Origin of the sequence: Streptomyces sp. NPDC090045 (assembly GCF_044747975.1) — a bacterium.
Taxonomy (GTDB): Bacteria; Actinomycetota; Actinomycetes; order Streptomycetales; family Streptomycetaceae; genus Streptomyces.
In genome coordinates this window covers 56,418-78,071 of the sequence record NZ_JBIVFA010000004.1, presented here as the reverse complement: position 1 = coordinate 78,071, position 21,654 = coordinate 56,418, and the positions used below count along the sequence as shown (strand labels likewise).

At 74.1% G+C, this 21,654-nt stretch carries 19 protein-coding genes; 13 read left to right on the top strand and 6 right to left on the bottom strand.

What is annotated here, in order from left to right; genetic code table 11:
• The first annotated feature begins 72 nt into the window (after window positions 1-72).
• The 5 genes from ACIPYQ_RS12580 to ACIPYQ_RS12560 all read left to right on the top strand — a co-directional run bounded on the left by ACIPYQ_RS12580 (window position 73) and on the right by ACIPYQ_RS12560 (window position 5,166).
• Window positions 73-705, top strand: coding sequence for a molybdopterin-dependent oxidoreductase (locus ACIPYQ_RS12580; RefSeq protein WP_401249553.1), 633 nt, complete (start codon window positions 73-75; stop codon window positions 703-705).
• The gene (locus ACIPYQ_RS12575) at window positions 692-1,948 is read left to right on the top strand and encodes a Dyp-type peroxidase (RefSeq protein WP_401249551.1); all 1,257 of its coding nucleotides are present in this window, start codon (window positions 692-694) and stop codon (window positions 1,946-1,948) included. Before ACIPYQ_RS12580 ends, ACIPYQ_RS12575 begins: the two co-directional genes overlap by 14 nt.
• A 75-nt stretch (window positions 1,949-2,023) precedes the next feature.
• Window positions 2,024-2,764, top strand: coding sequence for an ArsR/SmtB family transcription factor (locus ACIPYQ_RS12570; protein WP_401249548.1), 741 nt, complete (start codon window positions 2,024-2,026; stop codon window positions 2,762-2,764).
• Window positions 2,765-2,850: 86 nt separating this feature from the next.
• The gene (locus tag ACIPYQ_RS12565; RefSeq protein WP_401249545.1) at window positions 2,851-3,825 is read left to right on the top strand and encodes a DMT family transporter; all 975 of its coding nucleotides are present in this window, start codon (window positions 2,851-2,853) and stop codon (window positions 3,823-3,825) included.
• 114 nt (window positions 3,826-3,939) lie between these two features.
• Window positions 3,940-5,166 (top strand): cytochrome P450, encoded by a 1,227-nt coding sequence (locus ACIPYQ_RS12560; RefSeq protein ID WP_401249542.1) that lies wholly within the window; start codon window positions 3,940-3,942, stop codon window positions 5,164-5,166.
• Between the two features lie 33 nt (window positions 5,167-5,199).
• Here ACIPYQ_RS12560 and ACIPYQ_RS12555 read toward each other — a convergent pair whose 3' ends face one another.
• Window positions 5,200-6,120 carry a SigB/SigF/SigG family RNA polymerase sigma factor gene (locus ACIPYQ_RS12555; RefSeq protein WP_401249539.1) on the bottom strand — a complete coding sequence of 307 codons (921 nt, stop codon included), beginning with the start codon at window positions 6,118-6,120 and terminating at the stop codon, window positions 5,200-5,202.
• A 173-nt stretch (window positions 6,121-6,293) separates the two neighbouring features.
• Between ACIPYQ_RS12555 and ACIPYQ_RS12550 the strand changes: the two genes are divergently transcribed.
• Both ACIPYQ_RS12550 and ACIPYQ_RS12545 read left to right on the top strand, forming a co-directional pair.
• A complete protein-coding gene (locus tag ACIPYQ_RS12550) occupies window positions 6,294-6,647 on the top strand; it encodes a helix-turn-helix domain-containing protein (RefSeq protein ID WP_361762198.1) in 354 nt (117 codons plus the stop codon).
• Between the two features lie 55 nt (window positions 6,648-6,702).
• The gene (locus ACIPYQ_RS12545; protein ID WP_401249536.1) at window positions 6,703-6,969 is read left to right on the top strand and encodes a DUF6296 family protein; all 267 of its coding nucleotides are present in this window, start codon (window positions 6,703-6,705) and stop codon (window positions 6,967-6,969) included.
• Window positions 6,970-6,994: 25 nt separating this feature from the next.
• Here the strand turns inward: ACIPYQ_RS12545 and ACIPYQ_RS12540 are convergent, their stop codons facing one another.
• The 3 genes from ACIPYQ_RS12540 to ACIPYQ_RS12530 all read right to left on the bottom strand — a co-directional run bounded on the left by ACIPYQ_RS12540 (window position 6,995) and on the right by ACIPYQ_RS12530 (window position 13,937).
• Window positions 6,995-9,448, bottom strand: coding sequence for a SpoIIE family protein phosphatase (locus tag ACIPYQ_RS12540; protein WP_401249533.1), 2,454 nt, complete (start codon window positions 9,446-9,448; stop codon window positions 6,995-6,997).
• Window positions 9,445-13,464 carry a HAMP domain-containing protein gene (locus ACIPYQ_RS12535; RefSeq protein ID WP_401249530.1) on the bottom strand — a complete coding sequence of 1,340 codons (4,020 nt, stop codon included), beginning with the start codon at window positions 13,462-13,464 and terminating at the stop codon, window positions 9,445-9,447. The genes ACIPYQ_RS12540 and ACIPYQ_RS12535 overlap by 4 nt, the downstream gene beginning before the upstream one ends.
• Before the next feature lie 128 nt (window positions 13,465-13,592).
• Window positions 13,593-13,937, bottom strand: a complete 345-nt coding sequence (locus ACIPYQ_RS12530) for an STAS domain-containing protein (protein ID WP_401249527.1) — start codon at window positions 13,935-13,937, stop codon at window positions 13,593-13,595.
• 213 nt (window positions 13,938-14,150) lie between these two features.
• Between ACIPYQ_RS12530 and ACIPYQ_RS12525 the strand changes: the two genes are divergently transcribed.
• The 6 genes from ACIPYQ_RS12525 to ACIPYQ_RS12500 all read left to right on the top strand — a co-directional run bounded on the left by ACIPYQ_RS12525 (window position 14,151) and on the right by ACIPYQ_RS12500 (window position 17,956).
• Complete coding sequence (locus ACIPYQ_RS12525; RefSeq protein ID WP_401249524.1) at window positions 14,151-15,077, top strand: SigB/SigF/SigG family RNA polymerase sigma factor; 927 nt, start codon at window positions 14,151-14,153, stop codon at window positions 15,075-15,077.
• A gap of 9 nt (window positions 15,078-15,086) precedes the next feature.
• Window positions 15,087-15,434: an STAS domain-containing protein gene (locus ACIPYQ_RS12520; RefSeq protein WP_401249521.1), complete on the top strand. Its 348-nt coding sequence runs from the start codon at window positions 15,087-15,089 to the stop codon at window positions 15,432-15,434.
• Window positions 15,431-16,387, top strand: a complete 957-nt coding sequence (locus tag ACIPYQ_RS12515; RefSeq protein ID WP_401249518.1) for an anti-sigma factor RsbA family regulatory protein — start codon at window positions 15,431-15,433, stop codon at window positions 16,385-16,387. The genes ACIPYQ_RS12520 and ACIPYQ_RS12515 overlap by 4 nt, the downstream gene beginning before the upstream one ends.
• A gap of 109 nt (window positions 16,388-16,496) precedes the next feature.
• Window positions 16,497-16,928, top strand: a complete 432-nt coding sequence (locus tag ACIPYQ_RS12510; RefSeq protein WP_362237217.1) for an ATP-binding protein — start codon at window positions 16,497-16,499, stop codon at window positions 16,926-16,928.
• Between the two features lie 88 nt (window positions 16,929-17,016).
• Complete coding sequence (locus ACIPYQ_RS12505) at window positions 17,017-17,139, top strand: hypothetical protein (RefSeq protein WP_361762225.1); 123 nt, start codon at window positions 17,017-17,019, stop codon at window positions 17,137-17,139.
• A 208-nt stretch (window positions 17,140-17,347) separates the two neighbouring features.
• Complete coding sequence (locus ACIPYQ_RS12500) at window positions 17,348-17,956, top strand: response regulator transcription factor (RefSeq protein WP_361762228.1); 609 nt, start codon at window positions 17,348-17,350, stop codon at window positions 17,954-17,956.
• Window positions 17,957-18,011: 55 nt separating this feature from the next.
• Here ACIPYQ_RS12500 and ACIPYQ_RS12495 read toward each other — a convergent pair whose 3' ends face one another.
• Entirely contained in the window at window positions 18,012-19,802 is a 1,791-nt protein-coding gene (locus ACIPYQ_RS12495; protein WP_401249513.1) for an ATP-binding cassette domain-containing protein, read from the bottom strand.
• A complete protein-coding gene (locus ACIPYQ_RS12490; protein ID WP_401249510.1) occupies window positions 19,799-21,607 on the bottom strand; it encodes an ATP-binding cassette domain-containing protein in 1,809 nt (602 codons plus the stop codon). Before ACIPYQ_RS12490 ends, ACIPYQ_RS12495 begins: the two co-directional genes overlap by 4 nt.
• Between the last annotated feature and the right edge of the window lie 47 nt (window positions 21,608-21,654).

Genomic DNA, 21,654 nt, shown 5'->3' with positions numbered 1-21,654 from the left:
ATTTGCGCTGCATCGACATCGTCAACCACGCACCTGCGGGGCAGTTGATCAGTCGCCAGGAGGGATACGCCCATGCCTCAGCACCTCAGCCTCCGCACGCTGGCCTGGGGAGCTTCGCTCGCCGTCAGCGGACTGCTCCTGACCGGTTGCGGAGGATCCGCCGACTCCAAGGCCGAGCCGGCCGCGGCGGCTTCCGCTTCCGCTTCCCCGTCGTCCGCCTCGTCCTCCCCGTCCGCCGCCGCTCCGTTGAAGCCGGGCGAGGTCCGGGTCGCGGGCCAGGTCGACAAGCCGTACACCGTCACCCTGGCCGACCTGCGCGCCCTGCCGCAGACCTCGGTCTCCGTGGAGTTCACCAGCGCCAAGGGGCCGCAGAAGCACACGTACAAGGGTGTCCTGCTGCACGAGGTGCTCAAGAACGCCCAGCCGCGCTTCGACGCGTCGAAGAAGAACGGACAGCTGCGGGGCGTCGCCGTGGCGACGGGCGGCGGGGACTACCGCGCCGTGTTCGCCTGGGCCGAGATCGACCCGGGCTTCGCCAAGTCCCAGGTGCTCCTGGCGGTTTCCGAGGACGACGTCCCCTTCGAGGACACGTCCGGTCCGCGTCTGGTCGCGCCCCAGGACACGAAGGGCGGCCGCTACGTGTCCGAGCTCAATCAGCTGTGGGTCGGTGTCGTCGATCCGGTGGTCGACGGTGGACAGCACTGACACCGAACCGGACCGGGCCGATCGCCGCCTCGGCCGGCGGGCCCTGCTCGGTGCCGCCGGCCTCGGCGTCATCGGCGCCGGGACGGCGGCCGTGGCCGGACTGCGCACGGGCGGGGCGGAGCCGGTCCGTGCGCGGACCGTGGCCTTCCACGGACGGCACCAGGCCGGCATCCTGCATCCCCGTCAGGCGCACGCCCGGCTGGCCGCCTTCGACTTCGGGGCCCGGACCGACCGCGGCCGGGCCGCCGCCCTGCTCCTGCGCTGGAGCACCGCCGCCGAACGGCTGACCCGGGGCGAGCCGGTCGGCGAGGAGCTCTCCCCGCCCGGTTCGCGCGCCGCCGACACCGGCGCCGCACTCGGCGCGGGGCCCGCCAACCTCACCCTCACCTTCGGCCTGGGCGCGAGCTTCTTCGACCGGGTCGCCATGGCCCCGGCACGCCCCGAGGCCCTCGCTCCCCTGCCGGCCTTCCCCGACGACCAGCTCGACCCGGCCCGCAGCGGCGGCGACCTGTTCGTGCAGATCGCCGCGGACGACGCGCTCGTCACCGTGCACGCCCTGCGGACGCTCCAGCGCCTCGCCCACGGCGAAGCCGCGGTCCGCTGGACGATGGCCGGCTTCACCTCCGCCCCCGAGGGAGCCTCGGCCGGCGGCGCCCACCGCAACCTCATGGGCCACCTCGACGGAACCGCCAACCCCGACCCGGCCGACCCCGCCCGGCTGGCACGGATCGTCGTCTCGGACCCGGCCGCCCCCGCCTGGCTGGCCGGCGGCTCCTACCTCGTCGTCCGCCGCATCCGCATGCTCCTCGACCACTGGGACACCCTCCCCCGGGACCACCGCGACCAGGCCATCGGCCGCCGCACCGCCGACGGCACCTCCCTGTCCGGCGGTACGGAGACCACCCCGGCCGACCTCGGCGCGGCCCGGCCCGACGGCGTCCCCGTCATCGCCACCAACGCCCACATCCGCCTCGCCTCCCCCGCCACCACGGGCGGTGCGACCATGCTGCGCCGCGGCTGGTCCTACCACGACGGCCTGCGCCCGGACGGCGCCCCGGACGCCGGAATGCTCTTCCTCGCCTGGCAGTCGGACCCCCGCACCGGCTTCGTGCCGGTCCAGCACCGCCTCGCCCGCGGCGACGCCCTCGCGCGCTACGTCGTCCACGAGGCGTCGTCCCTCTTCGCGGTCCCGGGCGGCGCCGCCCCGGGTACGTACGTCGGTCAGGCACTGCTGGAGGGCTGACATGCCCTTCCCCGGGAGGACACGCGTGCGGCGAACCGTTCGCTGTTTGCCGAAATCATCGGGCATGCTGGAGGCATGAACACCTCGCACGCCGGGACGCCGCCGTCGTCGGACCAGCCGGCGCCCGCGGCCCGTCTCGCCGCCTTCGCCGCGGCCCTGGCCGACGAAACCCGGGCCGCCATCTGCATGACGCTGCTGGAGGGGCGCGCCTGGACCGCGGGCGAGCTGGCCCGGATCACCGCGGTGGCGCCGTCCACCGTGAGCGGCCATCTGTCCCGGCTGCTCGACGCGGGCATCTGCGTGACCGAACGGCAGGGCCGCCACAGCTACGTGCGCATCGCCGACGCCGCGACCGCCCGCCTCGTCGACGAGCTCGCCTCGTACGCGATTCCCGACCGGGACGCGGCGCACGCGGTCCCCGTGGTCGCCGCACCGGACCCGCTGGCGCGCGCCCGGACCTGCTACGACCACTTCGCCGGACGGCTCGGCATGGCGGTGACCGACGCGATGGGGCAGCGCGGACTGCTGCGCACGGAGGGCGTCTTCGAGCTGACCGAGGACGGCCGGGCCTGGTGCGCGGGGGCCGGCGTCGACCTCGCCCACGAAGGGCGCAGGCCGCTCACGAGTTCCTGCCTGGACTGGACCGAGCGGCGCCGCCACCTGGGCGGAGTCACCGGGTCACGGCTGTGCGCGCACGCGTTGCTCGAGGAATGGGTGGTACGCCCGCCCGGCGGCGGGCGGGCCCTGGAGGTGACCCCGACCGGGGAACAGGCCTTCGGCGACCTGCTGGGCATCACTCCGCAGGCGTGGATCTGAGCCCTGAGGGCCGCCGCGCACTCCGAGAAAGATGGGGAATCAATATTTCGGTCGACAGCGAAATGTTGCGGTCGTAGGGTGGTGGCATGACGTTCCGCACGGGTCGCATCCCTCCCCACGTGCTCACGATCGGCGCCGTCTCCTTCACGGTGTTCGCCTGGGCCTCCGCCTTCGTCTCCATCCGCAGCGCGGGCGCCGCCTACTCCCCCGGGGCCCTGGCCCTCGGCAGGCTGATCGCCGCCTCGCTCGTGCTCGGCATCCTGCTGCTGGTCCGCCGCCAAGGGCTGCCGCCGCGCGAGGCCCGGCGCGGGATCCTGGTGTCGGGTCTGGTGTGGTTCGGCGGCTACACGGTCGCGCTGAACTGGGGTGAGCGTCTGGTCGACGCGGGGACTGCGTCCCTGCTCGTGAACACCGGACCCATCCTCATGGCCCTCCTCGCGGTCCGCCTCCTCGGCGAGGCGCTGCCGCCGCGGCTGCTGGCGGGCATGGGCGTCTCGTTCGCCGGAGCGGTGGTCGTGGGTCTGTCCATGTCGTCCGGCGAGGGCGGCTCCACCTCGGTGCTCGGCGTCGTGCTCTGCCTGCTCGCGGCGGTGGCCTACGCGACCGGGGTCGTCGCCCAGAAGCCCGCGCTCTCCTACGGAACACCCCTGCAGATCACCGCCTTCAGCTGCCTGACGGGAACCGTGGCCTGCCTGCCCTTCGCCGGGCAGCTGGCTTCGGAACTGCCGCACGCACCGCTGTCGGCGACGCTGAACATGGTCTACCTGGGCGTGGTGCCCACCGCCCTGGCCTTCACCACCTGGACGTACGCCCTGGCGCGCATGCCCGCCGGCAAGCTGGGCGCGACGACCTACGCCGTCCCGGCCATCGTCGTCCTGCTGAGCTGGGCCCTGCTGGGCGAAGTCCCCGCATGGCTGACCCTCCTCGGCGGCGCGCTCTGCCTCTCCGGGGTCGCGGTGTCCCGGTACGGACCGCGCGCCCCACGGACTCCCGGCCAGGACGGCCGACTTCCCGCAGGCGCACCTGAGCCGGCCGGATCCCGCGAAAGGAACTCCGCCTGAGGGGGAAGGGCGCCCTACCGGCCGGGGCGGGGTTCGGGCAGGATGACCCGGCGCACCGGAGGCCGCCCGCGGCGGTGGCCCCCGCCCGGCCCCGACCGTGATCCGGAGGTCCCCGTGACGTCGTACGACGACCAGGCGCGGCGTGACGAGCTGTACCGCGACCCGTACCCGCTCTACGACCGCGCCCGCCGGGCCGAAGGACTGACGTACGTACCCGAGTTCGACGCGTGGCTGGTGGCGCGCGACCGGGACGTACGGGAGGTGCTGCTGCGCGCGGAGGACTTCTCCTCGGCCAACTCCCTGCTGCCGGACGTCGCGCTGTCGGAGGCGGCGCTCGGCGTCCTGCCGCGGGGGTTCGGCCCCCGGCCGACCGTCGTGTCCTCCGACGGAGCGGCCCACCGGCGCCACCGCGCCCCGCTGAACCGGGGGCTGTCCGCCGGCCGGGTGGCGGCGCTGGTGCCGTACGCGCGCGCCTGTGCGCAGGAGCTGGTGGACGGTTTCGCGGCGGACGGGTCGGCGGAGCTGGTGGAGGCGTACGCGCGGCGGCTGCCCGGGATGGTGGTGGGGCGGCTGATCGGGCTGGACCCGGCCGACGTGCCCGCGGCCGTGCACGGCGGCTACCGGGCCGAGGAACTGCTGTTCCGGCCGCTGTCGCCACAGGAGCAGGTGGCTGCCGCCGAGGAGGTGGTGGCGCTCCAGCACCTGCTGGACGGGTACGTCCGCGACCGGCGCGCACGGCCCCGGGACGACATGTGCTCGGCCATGGTGGCCGCCCTCGCCCCCGGTGACGCCGAGCTCACCCTCGAACAGCGCCACGAACTGGTGACGAGCCTGCAGAACCTGCTGATCGCCGGATTCCTCACCACCAGCGCACTCATCGGCACCACGCTGCTGCACCTGCTCGGCGACCGGCGGCAGTGGCGGATGCTCCGCGCCGATCCGTCCCTCGTCCCGGCGGCGGTGGAGGAGGCCGCCCGCCACGACACCGCCATCCAGGCCTTCCGGCGGATCACCACCGGGCCGGTGACCCTCGCGGGGACGAAACTGCCGGCGGGGGCCACCGTCCTGGTGGCGTTCGGTGCGGCCAACCGCGACGGGGAACGGTACGAGCGGCCCGACGAGTTCGACATCACCCGCCCCGGGAACCGGCACCACCTCGCCTTCGGGCACGGTCCGCACGGCTGCCCCGGTTCCCGTCTGGCGCGCGAGCAACTGCGCCTCACGCTGGAACTGTTCACGGGCCGCCTGCCGGAGCTGCGGCTCGACGAGGACCGTCCGCCTCCGCGGATGCGGCCCACGCTGATCCACCGCTCACCGCAGGACCTGTACGTCACCTGGTGACCGGGGGCCCTGCGCCACGGCGCCCCGCCGGACTCAGTCGTGCAGCAGCTCCGCGCGCAGGGTGCCCAGCGTGCGGGAGAGCAGCCGGGAGACCTGCATCTGGGAGAGGCCGAGCTCCGCGCCGATCTCCGCCTGCGTCAGCTCCTGGCCGAAGCGCAGCTGCAGGATGCGGGTGGAGCGTTCGTCCAGGTCGGCGAGGAGGGGCGCCAGGGCGTGCCGGTCCTCGACCGCCTCCAGCGCGGGGTCGGTGTCGCCCAGGGTCTCGGCGAGGCTGCGCCCGGCCGGTCCGGCCGCGGGCGCCTGCGCGCCGCCGGCGGTGGGCTGCTGGGGCGCGTCGAGGGACTGGGTGGAGTAGCCGTTGGCCGCGACCAGGCCTTGGCGGACCTCGTCCTCGGTCAGGCCCAGGTGCGCGGCGAGTTCCGCCGGGGTGGGCGCGTGCTCCGACACGGAGGTCAGCTCCTCCGTGGCCTTCGCCAGCTCCACGCGCAGCTCCTGCAGCCGGCGCGGCACCCGCACGGACCACGTGGTGTCACGGAAGTGGCGCTTGATCTCGCCGGTGATGTACGGCACGGCGAGCGTGGCGAACTGCGTGTTGCGGTCGGGGTCGTAACGGTCGATGGCCTTGATCAGGCCGATGATGCCGACCTGTACGACGTCCTCGTTCTCGGGGCCGCCGGGGCGGTCCCGGAAGGGGCGGGCGGCGAAGTGCACCAGTGAGATGTTCATCTCGATCAGCGTGTTGCGCACGTACTGGTACGCACGGGTGCCCTCTTCGAGGCTCCGCAGCCGTTCGAAGAACACCCGGGTCAGCTGCCGGGCGTCGCCGGTCGGCACGTCCCTCGGGCTGGGCACGTACGGCAGCCCGCCGAGGGCGGGAACGGATCCGCCGGTGGAGGCGGGGGCCGTGGGGGGCGTGGCCGGGGTCGCGGCCCCGGCTGTGGCCGTGGGGGTCATCGTCGTCGCTCCTTGGGCACGGGTGCTTGCGGCGCGTTGCGCGATTGCTCAGGTCATGCGGAAGTCCGCTTCCGCTCACCTGCACCCTGCCGGGGCCACGGACACACGTCAAGTTATACCGGAAAAGCATTTCCGGATTTGATTTTCGCGAGTTGCCGTTCCAAGATGTCCGCGTGGAGAACGAGCACGCCGGGTCCCGCCGGAACCACTGGACCTTCCTGACGAACCACGCCCGGGTTCTGATCGCGATCGCGCGCGACCCGGGCGTCCGGCTGCGCGATCTCGCGGCGATCTGCGACCTCACCGAGCGCACCGTGCAGACGATCGTCACGGACCTGGAGGCGGACGGGTACCTCACCCGGACGCGGGACGGCCGGCGCAACCGCTACGCCATCGCCCCCGGCGCGCGCTTCCGCCATCCGGCGGAGGCCGGCCGGGAGATCGCCGGCCTGCTGTCCTACCTCGCCGCCCCGCTGAGCGCGCCGACGGCGCCTCCCGGTCAGGACAGAGCAGCGGGTGGGGCCTAGCGTGGCTGGTGGGGGGAGTCGCCCCGGGCGCACGCCCACGGCAGGAGGGTCCGCCATGAGCACAGGCCACGAAACTGAAGCCCCGCACGAGGACCGGCAGGCGGAAGCCTACGAGGTGGTCTTCGCGACCACGGACCAGCCCGGGGAGGACGTGGTCCGGATGACCCGCACCGACGCGGCGGGGCCCGGCGGCCACCCCGTCTACGAGGACGCCACCGGAATCCTCCGGGCGGAGATCAGCAGCGGGGGCGAGGTCCGCGTCCTGGCGACCGGAGGCGGCCAGGAACCGGCCCGCGTGCTGCGGGCCCGCGCAGTGACCTGACGCCCGCACCGTGACGGACGGGGCCTCAGCCGACCTGGATGCCGATCACGCACGTGTCGTCGTCGGTGTCGGACCGGCTCTCGGCGAGGAGGCGGTCCAGCCGCCCGTCCAGGTCCCCGGCTCCGGCGGCCGCCGCGGTCACGAGATGGCCGAGCGAGTCCTGGACCGAGGAGTCCCGCCGTTCCACCAGCCCGTCCGTGAACATCAGCAGGGTGTCGTCCGGTTCGAGCCGCACCTCCCGCTCGACGTAGGTGACGTCGGGCATCGCCCCCAGGAGCAGGCCCTCGATGAGCGGGAAGGCCTCGGCCTCACCCGCACGGACCAGTACGGGCGGCAGGTGTCCCGCACGCGCCCAGCGCATCACCCTGGTGCTCGGGTCGAAGAGCCCGCAGACGGCGGTGGCCGTCAGGTGCTTGGCCAGGTGGTGGGTGACCGTGTTGAGCCAGGACAGCAGCTGGGCGGGGCCCGCGCCCGTGACGGCGAGGCCGCGCAGGGCGTTGCGCAGCACGACCATGCCGGTGGCGGCCTCGATGCCGTGACCTGCGACGTCACCCACGGACAGCATGATCAGCCCGGAGGGCAGGACCACGGTGTCGTACCAGTCGCCGCCGACGAGCGACTCGGTCTCCGCCGGCCGGTAGCGGACGGCGACCCGCAGGCCCGGGGCCTCGATGGCGGGCGGCGTGGGGGGCATGATGGCGTGCTGGAGCTGGAGGGCCAGCCGGTTGCGTTCGGCGGACTCGGCCTCGGTGTGGGCGAGTTGGTCCCTGGTCGCGGCCAGGGCGACCTCGGTCCAGTGCTGGGCGGAGATGTCCTGGTAGGCGCCGCGTACGGCGTGCAGCCGCTGGTCCGCGTCGAGTACGGGCTCGGCGACGACCCGGATGTGGCGGGTGATCCCGTCGGACCTCTGGAGGCGGAAGTCGACGGATGCGGGCCGGCGGTGGCGGAGCACCGCCCGCAGGAAGCGGTCGAGGGCGGCCGAGTCGTCCGGATGGGCGTGTCCGGGCAGTTCCCGCAGCCGTACCGGGGGCGCGCTGGCCGGGAGTCCGTGCAGGGCGTAGAGCTGCGCGTTCCAGGTGGTGACCCCGGTCGCGAGGTTCTCCTCGAAACCGCCGATGCGGCCCAGGCGCTGGGCGTGCTGGAGGAGGTTGGCCAGCCGGGCCCGCTCGTCCTCGATCCGCCAGATCAGCAGGACGGCGGAACCGTGCCGGCTGACGCTGATGTCCGCGACCGAGGTCAACGGGATCTGGTCGACGAGCGCGGTCAGGCTCATGCGTTCGGCCCGGAACGGCTCGCCCGTCGCGTGCACGCGCTCGATGATGTCGAACAGCCCGCTCTCGCCGGCGGCCATCGGATAGGCCTCCAGCAGGAGCGCACCGTTGACATCGCCGCGCGGCCGGCCCACCGGGTCGACGAACCGGCTGCCGGCGTGCCGGATCCGGAAGTCGCCGAGCCGGCCCTCGGCGTCGAGGACCGGGGTGAGCACCACGGCCGGGTCCTGCAGTCCCTCGGCGAGGTCGATGAGCTCCGCGACGTCCGGGAGCACCCCCTCGGTGGCCGCGACGTCGCACGGGGGCGAGGCGTCCATGGTGCGGGCGCACAGCTCGGCGAGGGCCTCGACCTGGCGCTCGATCTGCGGCGGCTGCGGCGCCAGGGGCTGCGGCCAGCAGATTTCGAGGACGCCGTGGATCCGTCCGCCCGTCCCCGTCGGTACGGCCATCCGGCCGCCGTCGGGCCAATCGAGGTGCCCGATCGAGGGCAGCCCTTCGCGCTTGAGGCGGGCGAGGGTGACCAGGCGGCGCTCGCGCAGTGCGAGGCGGGCGACGGTGGAGACGCCCGGGGGTACGTGGCGCCAGCGGGCGGCCTCCCTGGGCGGGAAACCGGCGTGGCCGGCGAGGGCCAGCGAGCCGTCGGGCACCGCGGTCCACACGGCGACGGCGACCGCTCCGAGGGGGCCCAGGGCGTTCGTCAGGAGGGACTCGGCCACCGCCTGGGTGTCGGCGTCGGCGGCCAGCATGCCGCTCTCGGCGGTGCGCAGCCGGACCGACACCGTGGAGGGCCGCTCGGCCGGGTCGTCGGCCGTGGAGGGCCTCCCCGCCGGGTCGTCGGCCGTGCCGGTGCGCTCGACGAACGCGGCGGCGATCTCGCTGACGTGGTCGCGGGAGGCCTGGTTGACGATGTCGGCGGCGAGCTCGAGCGGGGAGGTCCCGCTCTCGCGGCACAGCACGTCGAGCTGGCGCGCGGCCGCGGCCGGCGTGCAGTGCAACTGCCCGATCAGGATGCCCTTGGCCAGTTCGACCAGGGCCCGGCCGTCCGCGGCCGCCTGTGCCTCCAGGACCTCGCGGCGCAGCCGTTCGACGGTGGCGACGAGGCGTCCCACCGTGGTCGGTGCCTGGTGCGGGACGGCCCGCGCGGCCCCGCCGGCGGCCGGCGCCGGCTGCGGGCGCCCGTTCTCGTGCCGCTGCGTGTGCCCGGTCATCGCGTGAGCCAGTACCGGACGCGGGCGATGAGGTCGTCGGCGTCCACCGGTTTGGTCACGTAGTCGCTGGCGCCCGCGGCGAGGCTCTTCTCCCGGTCGCCGGGCATCGCCTTGGCGGTGACCGCGATGATGGGCAGGCCCGCGTACGCCGGCATCCGGCGGATCTCGGCGGTGGCGGCGTAACCGTCCAGTTCGGGCATCATCACGTCCATCAGGATGAGGTCGACACCCGCGTGGTGGGTGAGGGCGTCGATGCCCTTGCGGCCGTCCTCGGCGTGGAGCACACGCATGCCGTGGAGTTCCAGGACCCCGCTGAGGGCGAAGAGGTTGCGTGCGTCGTCGTCGACGACGAGGACGGTGCGTCCGGCCAGGTCGCCGTCGAGCACGTGGGCGGACTGCCGGCGCTGTGCGTCGCCCGGTTCGAGTGGCAGCACGTCCCCCGGCTGTTCGGCCGACAGGTGGAGCGCGATGCGTTCGCGCAACTCGTCCAGGCTGGACAGCAGTTCCACGTGACCTGACGCGGGCCGCTCCCGCACGGCCTCCTCCAGACCGGTCCGGACCCGGGGGTTGTTGTGGGCGAGGACCGGGAGCGAGGCGAGGGCCGGGTCTCCGTCGAGCGCGTCGAGGAAGCGCAGCGCTTCGCCGTCGGGCATGTCCAGTTCCAGGACGACGCAGTGGAAGGAGTCGGTCGCCAGGGCGGCGGCGGCTTCGCGCGAGCTGGTGGCGTTGACCACGTGGATGCCGCCGTGGTCTCCCGGCGCCTGATGGCCGGGGGCGAAGTCGCGGCCGGCGCTCTCGGCGACGAGGGAGAGCAGGCCGCCCGGCCGTTCCTCGATGACGAGCAGGCGGCGGGCCCGCCGCTGCGCCGGGAGCACGGGCGTGCCGGGACGGGCCGGACGGCCCTGCCCGGACGCCTGCACGGCCGACGGCTCCGCCGGGGCGTCGGGGCCGGGTGCGTCCTCGTAGTCCGCGCGGCTGACCGGCAGGTAGAGGGTGAAGGTGCTGCCCTGGCCGGGTGTGCTCTCCGCGGTGACGGCCCCGCCGAGGAGCTGGGCGATCTCACGGCTGATGGAGAGCCCGAGGCCGGTGCCCCCGTACTTGCGGCTGGTGGTGCCGTCGGCCTGCTGGAAGGCTCCGAAGACGGACTCCAGCTGCTGCGCGGGGATGCCGATGCCCGTGTCCCGTACCCGGAAGGCCAGCATGGGCCCGCGCCGGGGAAGCCCGGCGGGAACCTCGGAGGCCGTCGCCGGTTCGATCCGGAGCTCTACGCCGCCGCGCTCGGTGAACTTGACGGCGTTGGACAGCAGGTTGCGCAGGATCTGGCGCAGCCGCGAGTCGTCGGTGAGCAGGTCGGCGGGGGCGCCCGGGGCGGTGGTGACGGTGAAGTCGAGGCTCTTCTGCGTGGTCATCGGCCGGAAGGTGGCGTCGGCGTAGTCGAGCAGCTGGGTCAGGTCGACCCGCTCGGGGTTGATGTCCATCTTGCCGGCCTCGACCTTGGACAGGTCGAGGATGTCGTTGATCAGCTGGAGCAGGTCCGAGCCGGCCGAGTGGATGATGCCCGCGTACTCGACCTGCTTGGGGGTGAGGTTGCGGGCGGGGTTCTGGGCGAGCAACTGGGCGAGGATGAGCAGGCTGTTGAGCGGGGTGCGCAGCTCGTGGCTCATGTTGGCCAGGAAGTCGGACTTGTAGGTGGAGGCCAGCGACAACTGCTGTGCGCGGGTCTCCAGTTCCTGCCGGGCCTGCTCGATCTCCAGGTTCTTGGCCTCGATGTCGCTGTTCTGGCTGGCGAGGAGGGCGGCCTTCTCCTCCAGCTCGGCGTTGGAGCGCTGGAGTTCCTCCTGCTGGACCTGGAGCTCCTCCGAGCGGGCCCGGAGTTCGCCGGCCAGCCGCTGGGACTCGCCGAGGAGCTCGTCGGTCCGGGCGTTGGCGACGATCGTGTTGACGTTGGCGCCGATGGTCTCCATCAGCTGGGCCAGGAAGTCGCGGTGGACGGGGGTGAAGGCGCTGAAGGAGGCGAGTTCGATCACGCCGAGGACCTGGTCGTCCACCACGATCGGCAGGATGATCAGGCTGCCCGGAGTGGTGTGGCCGAGCCCGGAGGCGATGACGTAGCCGCCGGGGACCTGGTCGGTGGCGATGATCCGGCGGCTGCGGGCCGCCTGGCCCACGAGGGACTCGCCGAGGGCGAACGCGACGCCCTCCTCGGCCGCCGCGGACCGGCCGTAGGAGCCGACGAGGGTGAGCACGGTGCCGCCGGGGCGGTCCTCGGCGAGGTAGAAGGCCCCGTACTGGGCGGAGACGAGCGGCGTCAGTTCGTCCATGACGAGTTCGGCGACGGCGGCGAGACCCCGGTGGCCCTGCATCAGGTCGGAGATGCGGGCCAGGTTGGACTTGAGCCAGTCCTGCTCCTGGTTGGCCCGGGTGCTCTCGCGCAGCGAGCCGACCATGGAGTTGATGTTGTCCTTGAGTTCGGCGACCTCGCCCGAGGCGTCGACCGTGATCGAGCGCGTCAGGTCGCCCTCGGCGACCGCGCTGGCGACCTCGGCGATGGCCCGGACCTGGCGGGTCAGGTTGCCGGCCAGTTCGTTGACGTTCTCGGTGAGGCGCTTCCAGGTGCCGGAGACGCCCTCGACCTCGGCCTGGCCGCCGAGCCGTCCCTCGCTGCCGACCTCGCGGGCGACCCGGGTGACCTCGGCGGCGAAGGCGGAGAGCTGGTCGACCATCGTGTTGATGGTCGTCTTCAGCTCCAGGATCTCCCCGCGGGCGTGCACGTCGATCTTCTTGGACAGATCGCCGTTGGCGACGGCCGTCGTGACGAGGGCGATGTTGCGGACCTGGCCCGTGAGGTTGTCCGCCATGGAGTTGACGTTGTCGGTGAGGTCCTTCCAGGTGCCCGCCACGTTGGGCACCTGCGCCTGGCCGCCGAGCCGGCCCTCGGTGCCCACCTCGCGGGCCACCCGCGTCACCTCGTCGGCGAACGCGGACAGGGTGTCGACCATCGTGTTGATGACCCCGGCCAGCGCGGCGACCTCGCCCTTCGCCTCGACCACGATCTTCTGCGAGAGGTCGCCGCGGGCGACGGCGGTGGCCACCTGGGCGATGGAGCGCACCTGGCCGGTCAGGTTGGACGCCATGACGTTGACGTTGTCGGTGAGGTCCTTCCAGGTGCCGGAGACCCCGCGGACCGTGGCCTGGCCGCCCAGGTTGCCCTCGGTCCCGACGTCGCGGGCCACGCGCGTCACCTCGTCGGCGAACGCGGACAGCTGGTCGACCATCGTGTTGATGGTCTCCTTCAGCTCCAGGATCTCCCCGCGCGCGTCCACCCGGATCTTCTGCGTCAGATCGCCCTGGGCCACGGCGGTGGTGACCTCGGCGATCGAGCGCACCTGGGCGGTCAGGTTGTCGGCCATGACGTTGACCGATTCCGTCAGGTCCTTCCACGTGCCGGAGACGCCCATGACGTCCGCCTGGCCGCCGAGCCGGCCCTCCGTGCCCACCTCGCGGGCCACCCGCGTGACCTCCCCGGCGAACCCGGAGAGCTGGTCGACCATCGTGTTGATGGTCTCCTTCAGCTCCAGGATCTCCCCGCGCGCCGTGACGTTGATCTTCTGCGAGAGGTCGCCCTGGGCCACGGCGGTCGCGACCTGGGCGATGGAGCGCACCTGCGCCGTGAGGTTTCCGGCCATGAAGTTGACCGAATCCGTGAGGTCCAGCCAGGCGCCCCCGACTCCCGGCACGTCGGCCTGACCGCCCAGTGTCCCCTCGGTGCCCACCTCGCGGGCCACCCGTGTCACCTCGGAGGTGAACAGCGACAGCTGGTCGGCCATCCCGTTGAAGACGGTGGCGATCTCCCCGAGCAGCCCGTCCGCCGTATCGGGCAGCCGGGTGCGGAAGTCCCCGTCGCGTACGGCGGTCAGCCCGGCCAGCAACCGGCGCAGCTCCGGCTCGCCGATCCCGCCCTCACCCGGAAGCGGTGGCACCCCGCTCAGTGAATCCGTGCCCGCCCGCTCGGCCATCCGCCAACCTCACTCTCGACAACAACCGCACCGAGCCACAGTCGATCACACCGGAAGCAGTACCTCCGGCTCCGGGGCATGACGCCCTCGGCCGGCGCGTGCCCCGGCCGGCCCGCCGGAGCGGGGATTCACGCCCCGAGGGCGTCCTCGACGCTCGCGTGCAAGGAGAGCACGGTATCGGCCCCGGTCACGGCGAACAGCCGTCGCAACTGCTCGCCGGGGGCGGCGATGCGCAGGACGGTGAGGTGGTGCAGCCGCAGGAGCAGGTTCAGGAAGGAGGAGTCCCCGAAGGTGATGGCGCCGGCGTCCAGCACCACCAGCGGGTACCGGTCGGCGGCGGAGAGGAGGGCCTCCTCCAGAGGCGTCAGCGTGTCCTGGTCGAGCTCCCCACGGGCCGTCACCACCCACCCGGCCCCTGCCGGTCGGCCGTCCCCGACCACGCCCTGCCGGTACGCGTCCCCTGTTCCGGTCATGTCCGCCTCCCCGGATCGCCACCTGTACGTCCTGCTCAAGGGAGTATGCCTGCTCGCCCCGCCGACGGGGCCGTCCCGCGTCCGCGGTGGCTCCCGTCGGACCGCGCGGGGCGACCCGAAGAGCAAAGCATGGCAAGGGAGGTGCGTAGAACCGCGAAGCCTGGGCAGAAGGGCCCCCGGCAGCCGTCAGTCGATCGGGAGGGAGCGGCCACCATGTCTCGCTCGTCCACCGCCACAGGCCCCATTCGTGCAACAGACGCGCAAGTCCCTGCTTGTGACCGGAGCACCGCGGGAGCGCCAACGCAGGACGAGGACCCGTTCCATGTGGAGAACGCCCGTGAGATGGCGCCCGCCGACGCACGGGAACTGTCGCGGCTCTTCTTCGCGAGGCTGCGCACCCTGGAGGAGGGGACGCGCGAGCACCAGTACACGCGCAACACCCTGATCGAGATGAATCTCTCCCTCGTCCAGTTCGCCGCGCGGCGTTTCCGCTCCCGGGCGACCGGCGGCGGTCTCGACATGGACGACATCGTCCAGGTGGGGATCATCGGCCTCATCAAGGCCATCGACCGCTACGACCTGGAGCGCGAGGTCGAGTTCTCCACCCTCGCCCTCCCCTACATCACCGGTGAGATCAAGCGCTACTTCCGCGACACCACCTGGGCCGTGCACGTCCCGCGGCGCCTGCAGGAACTGCGCATGGAACTCGCCAGGGCCCAGGAGAACCTGACCGACGTCCTGGGCAGGGCGCCGACGGTCAGGGAGGTCGCCCAGCACCTGAAGCTGTCCGAGGACGAGGTCATCGACGGGCTGGTGGCCGCGAACGGCTACACGAGCGGTTCCCTCGACGCCGCCGGCGCGGAGAGCGACGCTCAGTCCACGACGGGCCCGGCGACCCGGCCGCTGGCGGAACGCCTCGGCGAGGTCGACCCCGCCATGGAGCTCTTCGAAGAGTTCCACACCCTCGCGCCGCTGCTGGAGCAACTGGACGAACGCGACCGGCGCATCCTGCGGATGCGCTTCGGCGAGGAGAAGACCCAGGCCGAGATCGGCGCCGAACTGGGCGTCTCGCAGATGCAGGTCTCCCGCATCCTGTCCCGGACCCTGGCCCGCCTGCGCGCCGGCATGCTCACGGGGTAGGCGCGGGCCATGACCTCCCTGCGGACGGGAACGGGCGCGGGCACGAGCGCTCCGCTGACCGCCCTGCCCTTGCAGGACCTCCCCGGCGCACGCCTGTGCGGCAGCTGCGACCTCGACACCCGGCAGGCCCTGTCCGTCGCGCTCGGCGTCGTGACCGGCATGCCCGGCCCCGTGGTCCATCTCGACCTTTCCGCCGTGGCCTTTCTCGACCCGGCCGCGGTCGCCGCCCTGGTGCGGGCGTCGGCCGCCCTCAACGGCGAGGGGCGGCGCCTGCTGCTCCACCACCCGCCATACTCGCTCCGCAAAGTAGTGGAGATGTTCCCGGACGAATGCGCCGCGCTGGAGGTCGCAGCATGATCACTGTTCCAGCGCCCGCCGGGCCCCGGGCCTTCGTCCACCCCGCCCTCTTCTACCGGGACCTCGGCGAGTACCTCACCGGGGTCGGCGGTTTCGTACGGGCCGCCCTGTCGGCCGGCGAACCGGTCCTCGTCGCCGTACCGGGCCCGCACCTCGACGCCCTGCGCGACAGCCTCGGCACGGGCGGGACCGGGATCACCTGGGCCGACATGACGGAACTGGGCCGCAATCCCGGCCGCATCCTGGCCTCCCTGCAGGACTTCGCCGACCGGCACGCGGGCCGGGCGGCCCGCATCGTCGGCGAGCCGATCTGGCCCGGCCGCTCCCCCGCCGCGGTGCGGGAGGCAACCCGCCACGAGGCCCTCATCAACACGGCCTTCGCCGGCCGGCCGGCCACCGTCCTGTGCCCGTACGACGTACGGGCACTGTCGCCCGCGGTGGTGACCGATGCCCGGCGCACGCACCCCACGCTGATCGAGGACGGCCGGGACCAGGCGAGCCCGGCCTACACCGACGCCGCGAGGGTCTGCGCGGACAGCGATCTGCCCCTGCCCGAGCACGACGGCGAGGTGTCCCGGCTCGCCTACTCCCACGGCGGACTGGCCGAGGTGCGCGCACACACCGAGAACTGGGCGCGCGCCACGGCCCTGTCCCCGGCGCGGCGGAGCGACCTCGTCCTGGCCGTCAGCGAGGCGGCGGCCAACTCCCTCTCCCACGGAGGCGGGAAGGGCACCCTCCGGCTGTGGGCCACCGCCGGACCCGGAACGGAAGTCGTCGCCGAGATCCACGACGGCGGCCACCTCGCCGACCCCCTGGCCGGGCGCCGCCGCCCCTCCCTGGTGTCGGCCGAGGGCGGCCGCGGACTGTGGATGATCCACCAGCTCTGCGATCTGGTCGAGGTCCGCGCCACGGAGAGAGGCCTCACGCTGCGCCTCCACATGGCCACACCCTGAGACCGGCGGTCCCCTAGACTGTCCCGGCAGGTCCCGAGAGCAGAAACCAGCGTCGACGTGGGGGTGAAAGACCACAGTGGAGACCATCGGTCCGGAAACGGGCGATACCGTGAGCGCCGCCGCTCCCGTCCGCGGGCAGCGCCGTCGGCTCGCCCTGACGGGCGTCCGCGGCTCCGTGGCCAAGGGCCGCGACTTCACGCGCCAGGCCCTGCGGGACTGGGGCTGGGACGGGACCGAGACCTCCGAGGACACCCTGCTCCTCGTGTCCGAGCTGCTGACCAACGCGTCGCTGCACGCGGGCGGTTGTCACGAGCTCGTCCTCACGGCCGGGGAGTGCCTGCGCATCGAGGTGTGCGACGGCACGACGACCCTGCCCTACCCCCACCCGGCCCCGCAGCGCGGCCTCCCGGGGGGCCACGGTCTGCACATCGTGGAGCGTCTGTCCGACCGCTGGGGCGCCCACGCGCACGATCACGGGAAGGCCGTCTGGGCCGAGGTCGAGGCCGCCCGGCTGGTGTCCGGCAGGCCCACGGGGCGCTGACCGCCGGTCGCACCCCGCCGGACCGGCCGTGCGCCTTCCCGCCCCGGGCCCGGGGCGTCGACCGGGCCGCCGCGGGCAGACGCGCAGCATGACCTCATCGCAGCTCACCCCCCTGTCCCTGGCCCCGGCACCCGGGCCCGTCTGGGTGCACCTGCTCGTCACCGCCTTCGCACTGATCGTCCTCGTACACACCCTCGCCAGGCACCGGTAGCGGTGGCGGCGGGACGGGCAGGGCGGGGCGCGGACGGGGTGGTATCCGCCAGGTGTTCAAGGGGGTTACCCGCCTAACGCGAACGGAGACCCCGGGCATCTCGGCCAAGTTGGCCGTACGCCCCTGCACGCCCCCCGCAGTGACGTTCCATCACCCCTGTACGGGGGCACCCGTGGTGCCGTTGGTTCGTCTACCGAGGAGAGCACAGATGACGAAGGTCCTCGTCCTGCACAGCGTCAGCCTGGTCAGGTCGGCACTGGCCGCCCTGCTGAGATCGGAAGGGCGCTTCGAGGTCACGTCGGCGGGCTGGCGGACCGCGGTGCGCCAGGCCGAGTCCTTACGACCAGACGTGACGGTCGTCGACCTCGACTGTCCGGGGACCACGGCCGTCCTGGCCGACGAGGGACGCGCGGACCGCCAGGTCCTCGCCTCCCCGTCCCCGGTCCTGGTCCTCGCGTCGACCGGCGCGCCCGGATCACTGCACCGGGCCTTCCGGGCCGAGGCCCTCGGCTACGTGGACAAGGACGGCTCGCCGGGACGGCTCGTACGGGCCGTCCGGAAGGTCGCCGCGGGGGAACGGTTCATCGACGCCTCGCTGGCCTCGGCCTTCATGGAGGCCGACCCCGTGCCGCTGAGCCCGCGGGAACTGAGCGTGCTGGCGCGGGCCGCGGAGGGCGATTCCATCGCCGAGATCGCCCGCACGCTGCATCTGGCGAGCGGGACGGTGCGCAACTACATGGCCGCGGCGACCCGCAAGACCGGAGCGCGCAACCTCATCGACGCGATCCGCATCTCCCGGCGGGCCGGCTGGGTCTGATCCGCGGCCGCCGCGGACGGGCGCGGCAGGGGGCCGCGCGGCGGCGGCAGCCGCGTCACCCGTCCGTCCCGTTCCACCTCCCCACCAGATCGCGGTACAGGGGCGACCTGTCCGGGAGTTCCGCGTGCGTGCCGCACACGGCGCGGGTCCCGTCGAGGACGAGGACCCGGTCGGCGCGGGCCGCGGACGAGACCCGGTGGGCCACGACGACGAGGGTGCCGGGACGGGCCGCGAGGGCCCGTTCGGCACGCTCCTCGGTACGCGGGTCCAGGTGGCAGGTGGCCTCGTCGAGCAGCAGCAACGGGGCCGGCGAGAGGTAGGCGGCGGCGAGCGCCAGGTGCTGGCACTCCCCCCGCGACAGCTGCCGGGGGGACACCTCGGCGTCCAGGCCGCCCAGTCGCTCCACCAGGCCTTCCAGCCCCAGGACGCGGACGGCGTGCCGCACCCGGGCGTCCCCGGGCCCGGGGACGCCCGGGTGCGCGGACAGGTGGGTCAGGTTCTCCCGCACGGTGCCGGTGAACACGTAGGCCTGCTGCGGCAGCAGGGTCCGCCGCGGGTCCGGTCCCGGGGCGGCCGGATCCCGGCGGGCGGCGGCGCCGGCGACGAGGACCGTCCCGGAGTCGGGCGACAGCATCCCGGCGAGCAGTGCGGTGAGCGTCGACTTGCCGATGCCGCTCGGCCCGACCACGGCGAGGTGCTCCCCCGGCGTCACCACCAGGTCGAGGGCGTCGAGTACGGGAGCCGCCCCCGGGCCGTACGCGAAGGTGGCGCCCCGGAGCTCGGCCGCGGCGACGGCCGGGGCGGCGGCCGCGGCGGCGGTCCGCCGGCCGGCGGGGACGCGCTCCTGCGGCTCCGCCGCGCGGTGGCCGTCCGGGTCCCCCGGCGGTGGATCACAGAACCGTTCGAGGACCACCACCAGGCGGGTGCCGGCCGAACCCAGTGCGGTCATCAGCGAGTTGAGGGCCGGCAGCAGCGCCTGCACCACGTACGTGAGGCCGCCGGCCAGTGTCCCGGCGGTGATCCCCTGCCCGAGCAGCCAGGGGGTCGCGGCGAGCAGGGCGATCACCGGCAGCCGGCCCGCCGTGGCCAGGGCCAGGGTGCGCACGGCCGCCCAGCGCGCGAGCGTCCGCGCCAGCCGCTCCTGGGCGGCGATCAGCGGCTCCACCCGGGCCCGCGCCGCCTCCTGCCCGCCGCAGGCGACGACGTCCCGCAGGCCCTCCCCGAGCACCCCCACCCGGTCCGCCAGCGCCTCGTCGGTGTCCAGGGACCGGCGTTGGGCGGCCGCCATGGGGCGGAGCGTGGCCAGGAAGGCGGCCACGCCGAGCAGCAGCGGTGGCACCACGACCAGCAGCAGCACCGGAGCCAGGGCCGCCATGCCCGCGAGGACGCCCACGGCGGTGAACACGAAGGAACGCACCGTCAGGACCAGCCCCGCGAAGGAGTCCCGGGCCATTTCCGTCTGCTGGGTGAGCCGGGACACCGCGCCGGTGCCGGGAGCGCGCACCGGGTCGGCGACCGCCCGGTCCAGTGCCTGCCGCACCGCCCGGCGGACCAGGCCGTCCCGCAGCGGCTCCACGAGGTCCGCGAGTCCGGCGAACACGCCGCGCAGCGCGAACCCGCCGAGCAGGGCTCCGGCTCCGGCGGCGGCCAGCCAGGCGAGACCGGTGCCGGTGCGGCCGGCGAGGAAGCCGTCGTCGAGGGCGCGGGCCACGCCGTAGCCGCCGAGGAACGTGTGCGCGGACTCGACGAGCGACCATGCCGCGAGCCGTCCCACAGCGCCCCTGCGGCCGTGCAGGAACCGCCGGCCCTCGGGCGCCACCCGGGCCCAGGCCTCGCCCTCGGTCACCGCGCCGCCTCCGCCGTCGCCTCCGTCGTCGTTTCCGTCGCCGGTTCCCCTTCCGCGCCGGCCGTCCCGTCGGTGGCGAACACCGCCCGGTAGGCGGGCTCGTGCTGCCACAGCTCGCCGTGGGTGCCCACGGCCCGCATCCGCCCGTCCTCCAGCCATACGACGAGGTCGGCGCGGACGGCGGACGAGAGGCGGTGCGCGACCACGATCCGGGTGCCGGGCCGGATCCGGTGGGCGAGCGCCCGCTCGACCTCCCGGGCCGTGACGGTGTCGAGGCTGGAGGTGGCGTCGTCCAGGACGAGGAGCCGGCCCGCGTGGCAGAACGCCCTGGCCAGCCCGAGGCGTTGGACCTCACCGCCGGACATCGGGGCGTCGGTGAGTCGTGTGCCGTACCCGTGGGGCAGGCGCCGTACGAACGGGTCGGCGCCCGCGGCGCGGGCCGCGGCGCGGACCGCTTCGGGGCCGGGGGCCGGACCGGCGCCGAACCCGATCGCGTCGCCGACCGTGTCCCCGAAGAGCACGGGCCGGTCGAAGGCGTGCCCGACCTCGCGGCGCAGCGCTCCCGCGGTCAGCTCCCGCAGGCGAACTCCGTCCAGGAGCACCTCGCCCGCGTCGGGGTCGGTGAGCCGGCCGGCCACGGCCGCGAACAGCGTCTTGCCGGCGCCGGACCTGCCCACCACCGCCACCGTGGAGCCCCCGGGGATCACCAGGCTGATGGCGTCCAGGACCGTCGAACCTCCGCGCACGACCCGGACCCCGCGCAGTTCCAGGGTGCCGGGGCCGTCCGCCGGCAGTTCCGCCCGGCCGTGGTCGAGTACGGGCAGCTCCAGGAGGGCCGTGGTGCGCCGGGCGGCGGCCCGGCCGCGGACCACGGCCGCCAGCCCGCCGGTCACGGCGCCGACACCGGCCGCGAGGCCGGCGTACCGCAGGGCGGCGAGGAGGTCGCCGACCCCGATGGCCCCGGCCGACAGGCGGATGCCGCCGACGGCGAGGACCGCGTACAGCAGCATCGGCATGAGGGCCGCGGACCGGGCCGTCGTTCCGCCGAAGACCTGCCACATGCGCCTGCCCTCGGTGCCGAGCTCGGGCAACTGCGCCAGGATCCGCGCGCGTTCGCGTTCCGCGGTACCGGCTGCGGCGATCGTGCGCGCCCCCGCCAGTGCCTCGACGAGGCGGCCGGCGGTCGCGAGCTGGACCTGCTGGTAGCGGGCGATGCTGGTACGGGTGTCACGGGTGAAGGCCCGCAGCAGGAGCACCAGCAGCGGAACGCCCGCGAGGAAGGCGAGCGCCGTCCACACGTCGATGAGGAGGAGTGCGACCACCGCGCCGACCGGTGGCAGCAGGGCGGCGACGGCGTGCGCGACGGCGGCCGGGACCTTGCCGGCCTCGGTGGCGTGTGCGGTCAGCCGCGCGGCGGTTTCGCCGGGCGCGTGGCGGGCCGCGTGGTGCGGGGCCGTCCGCAGCAGCCCGGCGAGCCCGAGCCTGCGCAGCCGGGCGGTGGAACGGCCGTCCACCTCGCCGGTCAGCCGTGCCGCGGCGGCGTCCAGTGCCACTTCGGCCGCGATGACCGCGGCGCACAGCAGCGTCCAGGCGGGGCCCGACGGGTCTCGGCGGAGCAGCAGGTCGAGGGTGTGGCCGAGGACGGCGGGTTCGGCGAGTGCCGCCACGGCGGCCGCCACGGCGCATCCGAGGACGGCGGCGGTGCGCCCACCACTGTGCCGGGCCGCTGCCACGAGCGCCCGGTCGGCGCTGCGGCCCGCGGCCGGCTCCTGCGCCGTGTCGAGCGCCTCGTCAGGGGGGCTCATCGGCGAATGCCTCCAGGAATGTGGTGCGGGCCCGGGCGGTGAACCGC